The organism is Brevundimonas sp. (assembly GCF_044239655.1).
Classification (GTDB): Bacteria; Pseudomonadota; Alphaproteobacteria; order Caulobacterales; family Caulobacteraceae; genus Brevundimonas.
Genome location: NZ_JBIIAY010000252.1, coordinates 1 through 5032, shown reverse-complemented (window position 1 = coordinate 5032; position 5032 = coordinate 1). Strand labels below are relative to the sequence as shown.

The following is a 5032-nucleotide window of genomic DNA, read 5'->3' as shown; positions in this document are numbered from 1 at the left end:
GGATTTGTAACCAGTCATCGCGGAAAGTGGGAAAATACAGCGGATTTGATCGATGAAAAGTATACTGAAATGGTGTTGTTCGTCGCTCAAATGCTCGAAATAGACATGGGTGATCTTTGGGCTATGCCCTACCCTGAATTTCTGCGGTTGCTGGTTAAAGCCGATGAAATCACAGAGATGAGAATGAACCAAATTGAAAAAGCAAAAAGCAAGTAGTAATTTTCCATAAATCAGGTTTTGTTAAGCCCGTGCTGAAAAGTGCGGGCTTTTTTATTTTGTTATTAAAAATATTATATTATCTTTGACCTATCCTTTGAACGGAGTGATGTACGCCCAAAGGAACAATTAGCAAATAAAATTGCTAACCTTGGCTGTCTGTACATCACCGGACAGCCTTTTTTATTTTAACTCATTATGAAAATCGAAAAAGTATTTGTTACGCCTGATTTTGCAAAATCAATATTGGCGACTGGTAATGTAAACAATAGGAGGATTGCAGAGCCAGTAGTAAAAAGATATGCTGCACAAATGGCAAATGGAGGATGGAGAGAAGACACGTGCGAACCTATAAAGATTGCAGAAAATGGAAGGCTTTTAGATGGACAACACAGGTTGCTTGCAATTGTTAGAGCTAACACAGGGGTTTATTTACATGTAGCAACTGGGTTAAACGAAAATATTTTCGACGTGATTGATACAGGTAAAAAAAGAACTGGCGGGGATGCACTTAGCATAATGAAAGTAAAAAACGGAATAACTATAGCGGCGGCAATACAGCTTCAAGATTGGGCATCTAAAAACAAAAATTCCGCAAGGAGCGTCCTTTTAAACCCAGAAATAGTTGAACATTATTTAAAGGATGCTGATTTATGGGATGAATGTGGGGCTATTAGTCAAAAACTAAGCAAAGACTTTAGCCGGGCATTGTCTCAGTCTTGGGTTTGTGGAGTTTTATTTTTATTTGCTAAAATCAACAAGGAAGATTCATTTGAGTTTGTCCAGCAAATTTGCACTGGCAAGGGTGTAAAAAATGACACAATGCATGTGCTGAGAAAGCGACTAATTGATTCTAGAATGTCTTCACAATACAAAATAGAAGACGTTATTAAGCTTGCATTTATTATTAAAACATGGAATTGCTTTAGAAAAGGGAATGAGCTTTCAATGTTAAAATACAAGCCAGTTGATGAACAATTCCCAACGCCATTATAGTTAATTGACTTATTTTACAACACGAGCCGGGTGGAAACACTCGGCTTTTTTATTTTGTCAAAATTGCATAACTTGCGACAAATAGTTAGCGATGGCAGATACAACTTTCCGGTTCAGGGTTGACGATACAAATGTCGAGCAAGTTATGTCCGATATTGCCGATCAAATCGAGCGTACCGATAACGAATATAAAAAGTTAGAGCAGGACGCAACAGGCGCACTCCAAGCCATTGCAGACAACACTGCAAAGACTTCAAAACAACTAGACCAATACGCCGGGCAAGTCGATAAAGCCGCAAAGAAAACCAAGGAAGCCGAACAAGAAACCGGGCGCTTTAGCCGGGGCTTGAAAACCTTGTTTGGTAACTTATCAGTTGGCGGGGTGTCGCTTAATGACTTATCCGATAGCTTGCAAAGCCTAAAAGGCGGGTTAAAAGATGTTGGCTCAAGTAGCCAAGGCGCAGCTAAGGACGCGGCGGGTGCTGCAAAAGGATTCGGTGTGCTTCGTCTTGGTGCATTGGCCTTGGTTGCCGTTGTTGGTGCTGCATTGGTCGCTGCGTTCTCGAAGTTCCAGGGCAACCTAGATAAAGTACGTGTAGGCTTGGCACAGGGCAAAATTGCGCTTGACATTGGCATAACCGCACTTGGTAAGTGGGGTAACCAGTTGATACAGGCCGCAACGGGTCAAAAGTCACTGAGGGATGCGGTAAGGGATGCGTCAGCGGAAACAGCGGATTTCAATATCCAGATCAGGCAACAAATCGCCCTTGAAGGTAAGCTTGAAACACAGCGTATTGGATTGGAGCGACAAAAGCAAGAACAGACCGCAACAGCCGCACTCAGAAAGCAAGAAATTGAGCAGTTGAACCTGATTGCGGATAATACAACCAAGTCATTTGCAGTCCGCGAAGCAGCAGCCAAACGCCGCGCCGCATTATCAGAACAGCAAGCAAAGGCAGATGAAAAACGGATTCTTACCGAAATCGGATTAAACGCGAGAATATCAGGCGGGCAAGAACAGCAAATCAAATCCTCAAAGCAGATTGTTGCACTATCAAAAGAAGGTACACTCACCACTGAGATCCTTGCAAAGCGAATTGAGCAATCAGGCATAAGTCAGGCCGAAGCATTCAAGAGGGCAACACAGATTTTCGCTCAAATTGGGGAGTTAGGTGACGCACAAGAAACTTTGCTTGGTATTCAATCCGAAGCATTCAACCAGGCGCAATCTATCCGGGCGGAGCAATCGCAAGCAGCAGCAGCCGAAAAACAGCGCATTGAAGGGCTACAAAAGTCTATCCAGGATCTACTCACTACAACCACAGAGGCACGGGTAAAACTTGGCGATGAAAACGACGGCATCCAATTGCAATTCGCGAATGCTACTGCTGAGGTCGAAAGGCTTCGAGCGGAATATACAAAACTTGCAAAAGAACTTGGAACAGGCGAAACCGCGCAAGATATTGAACGACTGTTCAAACCTTTACAGGATATTGCGGATATTGATTTTGAACGGGCTAGTTTTGGCAAGTCGCTTGAAGTTGTCACGGGGGGGCTGGAGCGATTGTTAAAAGCCGCTACCGATCCAGTAACCGGAAACATTACCGATCTTGTTTCTTCCCAAACCGCAAAGCCATTAGCTGAACGATTACGCGCCGATGGGCTGGAAGCGGGTAAAGCCCTTGCAGGGGCTATCACTCAGGGTCAAAGCTTGGAAGCGGCACGGCAAAAAGAAAAAGGAAACGAAGCAGCAAAGCAGTTGATAGGCCAACTTGCACCGGAAGCCATAAACGCATTTTTTGAAGCCGAACAAGCCCGGTTTGAGCTACGGATAGCTCAACAAGACGCACTAATCGGAAAGATAAATGAACGCCTTGAGGTTGAAAAGAAAGCACTGGAAGAACAGCAGAAGTTGGCCGATGAAGGATTAGCCAACGATCTAGACGGGGCGAAGAAACGTGTAGCAGAACAGGAGCGTCTACTTCGAGACAGTGAAAACAAAAAGCTAGACATCGAACGCAAGGCAGCGAATCAACGAAAGATCATTGCAGCCGGGCAACAGGCAGTTGAATTGACATTAGCCGTTGCAAAACTGATTAGTGCAGAAGCTTCAAAGGGCTTAATTGGTCTTGTATTGGCCGTTGGCGGTTTGGCGATCATTTCCCGACTAGTTGCCGCTGGGCGATCTCAGGCAGCAAGCGAGGCAGGACGCACCCAAAACTTTGCCACTGGTACGGAGCGCGTACGGGGTGAAGGAACGTGGACAAGTGACAGCGTACCCGTCAACCTATCCAAGGATGAACGAGTATTGAAGTCCAGCGACAACGCCCGTTTAGGCTTTGAACGGATGTCAAACAAGCAATTGGTGCATTATGCCTTGCTTGGTCAGCGTGTACACTCTGACCCGCTGTTTGCCTTTGCTATGGGGTTACGTGGGCAACAAAGCAAGTTGGAAGAAAGTAAACTGTCCTTGCAAGTTGATGTAATGAAGGACGCATACAAAGAAGCCGCACTGATGGCAGCAGATAAGCAAATCGACTATTGGCGGACACGGCCTATCCAGTACCGGAATGACGCGGGGGAAATGGTCACGGAATGGAAGGAGGGGAATAGGGTTGTGAGGCAGATTGATGTTATTGGTGAGGTGGAAGTAATTACCCCTTGATCCACTCAACTATCAAGGAAATAATAACGAATACGACGGGAGCAAGCAGAAGAAAAACCAGCACGATTATGGCAGCATGTTGGTTTATTTTTTTTGGTTTAAAAATTCAAAAATCGCCTTGATTAAGTCTAGTAAAGACTTCCAAAACATCACCTCAATGTACAGTGTGATGATCAATAAAATCAAGATCGCAGATAAAAGAATAAGCAGTGGTGTCATTTTGCTTGATTTGATTGATGATAAAAAGCCCCTTTCGGGGCGGGGTTAAATTGAGTCTTGAATATATTTTTTTACTTTAGCCTCAATATATAGGCGTTGGCGGCGAACATCCATTTTTATCCCATCGCCTTGAGTAAGGAAAAAGAGAATGTCATAAGAGACTTTGGATATATCATCGACAAACCCCTCTTGAGTCACGATGTCTTGCATCTCTTTTTCTACATTGCCTTTTGCTAAGGCAATCATCATTTCGGCGGTAAATTGTGCTTGGCTCATATCGTTTGATTTTGTACCTCAATATTCAATTTTTAAACCCACTTCACAAATACCCAAAACATGGTATTTTTACCACCTAAAAATTCAGTTTGTTTTATTCGCAAATGTTTCATACTTTTGTAAGCAAATAAGTGATTATGGATCTGAGTGTATTTTTCAACGACGACCGGGTTAAGAAGTTCAAAACGCACATCGTTATGAAGTCGGTAGGCGTTGAAGCGGGTGACCAGTACAAGGGGTATGCGATCCCTCCAAAGAAAGATGAAAACGGCGATCCGGCGCATGAATTATTTGCCATCAAGAACAAGCAATCAATGATTGATCTTGGTTGGGTTGAAGTAAAGCAAGTTCCAGAACCAACCGACGCGAAAACAACCCGTAAAGCAAAAGACAATGTGGAAGGATAACCTAAGTGGAGCAACATACACGCAAAGCGATTACGACGTAATGCAAGTCAACCCAGTATACAAAAACCTTGTTGCCCGTTTGGTTGAATTGCCGTCTGCCCCTGCTCCATTGGATGCCCTACCCGACCAGGATAGTAAAGCAGAACTGAATGAAAATAGAGTTGACGCTCCAACAACTGGCAAGGCTGACCGAAAAAAAGGTTGATGATCTTGAATTGTTGTTGAAAGGTGAGGATGGAGAACCTCTTGAAAA

Annotated in this window: 5 protein-coding genes; 4 read left to right on the top strand and 1 reads right to left on the bottom strand. The window is 43.9% G+C overall.

Annotation, left to right across the window (positions count from 1 at the left end; translation table 11 throughout):
• From ACILQR_RS17700 to ACILQR_RS17690, 3 genes are all read left to right on the top strand, one after another.
• Positions 1-216, top strand: a 216-nt coding sequence (locus ACILQR_RS17700) for a hypothetical protein (RefSeq protein WP_395652680.1), incomplete at its 5' end; no start/stop codon positions are given.
• A 198-nt stretch (positions 217-414) separates the two neighbouring features.
• The gene (locus ACILQR_RS17695) at positions 415-1212 is read left to right on the top strand and encodes a hypothetical protein (protein ID WP_395652679.1); all 798 of its coding nucleotides are present in this window, start codon (positions 415-417) and stop codon (positions 1210-1212) included.
• Positions 1213-1357: 145 nt separating this feature from the next.
• Positions 1358-3877: a hypothetical protein gene (locus ACILQR_RS17690; RefSeq protein WP_395652678.1), complete on the top strand. Its 2520-nt coding sequence runs from the start codon at positions 1358-1360 to the stop codon at positions 3875-3877.
• A gap of 264 nt (positions 3878-4141) precedes the next feature.
• Here the strand turns inward: ACILQR_RS17690 and ACILQR_RS17685 are convergent, their stop codons facing one another.
• A complete protein-coding gene (locus ACILQR_RS17685; RefSeq protein WP_395652677.1) occupies positions 4142-4372 on the bottom strand; it encodes a hypothetical protein in 231 nt (76 codons plus the stop codon).
• A 131-nt stretch (positions 4373-4503) separates the two neighbouring features.
• Between ACILQR_RS17685 and ACILQR_RS17680 the strand changes: the two genes are divergently transcribed.
• The gene (locus ACILQR_RS17680; protein WP_395652676.1) at positions 4504-4779 is read left to right on the top strand and encodes a hypothetical protein; all 276 of its coding nucleotides are present in this window, start codon (positions 4504-4506) and stop codon (positions 4777-4779) included.
• The last annotated feature ends 253 nt before the right edge of the window (positions 4780-5032 follow it).